The 1,954-nt window shown below is 72.8% G+C and carries 2 protein-coding genes; both read left to right on the forward strand.

Annotated features, from left to right (window positions below):
* Positions 1-1,392: S1C family serine protease (locus PLL68_RS14420; RefSeq protein ID WP_324535264.1), on the forward strand; the 1,392-nt coding region annotated here is incomplete at its 5' end.
* Between the two features lie 48 nt (positions 1,393-1,440).
* Entirely contained in the window at positions 1,441-1,935 is a 495-nt protein-coding gene (locus tag PLL68_RS14425) for a twin-arginine translocase TatA/TatE family subunit (RefSeq protein ID WP_324535266.1), read from the forward strand.
* The last annotated feature ends 19 nt before the right edge of the window (positions 1,936-1,954 follow it).

The raw sequence follows: 1,954 nt of genomic DNA on the forward strand, positions 1-1,954 counted from the left end.
CCCATGACGAGTGAGCGCGAGCCGGGCCGCGACGACTGGCGCCCCTGGGACCAGGCGAGCACCTCTGACGAGGTGACCCAAGAGGTGCCCCAACAGCAGCCGGAGCCTGCGTGGGCTGCGCTGCCGACTCCGTCCGCGCAGGGGGCGGCCCCTGCCGCCGCCCAGCAGGCCTTCGCGACCCAGCAGGGCCCCACGACGCACCCGGCGCCGACCACCCAGCTCTCGCCGTGGGGTGCCCCGGTTGCTCCGGCTCCGGCTGCTCCGCCCGAGGCGCCCGCCCCTGCGCGCCGCGGGCCGGGCTGGGGGGCCCTGATCGGGGTGTCGCTCGCCGTCGCGCTCGTCTCCGGTCTCCTCGGTGGCCTGCTCGGCGCGGCCCTGACCGACGGGGAGTCCTTCGGCTCCACGGGATCAGCGGCCGGTTCGGCCCCGAGCGTGGGTGCGGGGGCCACGACCCGCCCGGACGGTTCCGTCGCCAACATCGCCGCTCGCACGACCCCGAGTGTCGTCACCCTGCGGGTCGAGGGTGGCGGCGGCACCGGCACCGGCTCCGGCTGGGTGTACGACGAGCGTGGTCACATCGTCACGAACAACCACGTCGTCGCGAGCGCAGCCGACGGTGGGGAGATCACGGTGGTGCTGGCCAACGGTCAGCAGGTGCCGGCCACGATCGTCGGTCGCGACGCGTCGTACGACCTCGCCGTCGTCAAGGTCGACCGCACCGACCTCGACCCGCTCGAGCTGGGTCGCTCGGCGGACGTGGTCGTCGGTGACCAGGTCATCGCCGTCGGTGCCCCGCTCGGTCTGGACTCCACCGTGACCACGGGCATCGTCAGCGCCCTGAACCGGCCCGTCACGCCCGGCGAGGCCGATGACCAGGCGTTCATCAACGCCATCCAGACCGACGCCGCCATCAACCCCGGCAACTCCGGTGGGCCGCTGCTCGACATGCAGGGCCGGGTCATCGGGGTCAACTCCGCCATCGCCCGGGCCCCGGGGTCGGAGATCAGCGGCCAGAGCGGCAACATCGGCGTCGGCTTCGCCATCCCGAGCGATCAGGTGGCGACCACGGTCGAGCAGCTGATCACGACGGGCAAGGCCGTGCACCCCATCATCGGCGTGTTCCTCGACTCGACCTACGACGGCGAGGGGGTGCGCATCGCCGACGCGGGCCCCTCCGGCCAGCCGGCCGTGGCACCCGACGGTCCTGCGGACGAGGCCGGGCTGCGGGCGGGTGACGTCGTCATCGCCTTCGAGGGCAGGCCCGTCTCCGACGACGGTGAACTGGTCGTCCTGATCCGTTCCCGGACGGTGGGTGACTCGGTGACGCTGACCATCATGCGCGGCGGTGCCAAGAGGGATGTCACCATGGTCCTCCAGGGTTCGGCCGACTGACGCGCCCACGGCGCAGGTGCAGTCCAGGAAAGGGACGGGTGGTGCTCGGTGTTCGGGGTCAATGGCTGGGAGGTCGTGCTCGTCGCGCTCATCGCCGTCTTCATCCTCGGACCTGATCGGTTGCCCGAGTACGCCGCCAAGCTCGCGCGCGGCATCCGCAAGGCGCGGGTCATGGCGGAGGGCGCCAAGGTCCAGCTCAAGGACCAGCTCGGCCCCGAGTACGAGGACATCAACTGGCGCCAGTACGACCCTCGTCAGTACGACCCCCGCCGGATCGTCAAGGAAGCCCTGCTCGACCCGCTCGACGACGCGGTGGCGCCGGTGCGCGAGCAGATCGGTTCCGTGCGGGCGGCAGGCAAGGGGCTCACGGGTGGTTCAGCGGCTGCCGGTGCGGCAGCGGCCGGGGGCGCGGTCGCAGCCTCCGCCACGGCATCCGCGGGAGGTGGGGCGCCCGTGGTCGAGGAACCCTACATCTCCACGCGGGCCACGCCGCTGGAGTGGGACCCGGCACGGCCGACGCCCTACGACGTCGACGCCACCTGACCGTTCGGCCTCAGCGGCC

The organism is Ornithinibacter sp., assembly GCF_035443565.1.
Taxonomy (GTDB): domain Bacteria; phylum Actinomycetota; class Actinomycetes; order Actinomycetales; family Dermatophilaceae; genus Fodinibacter.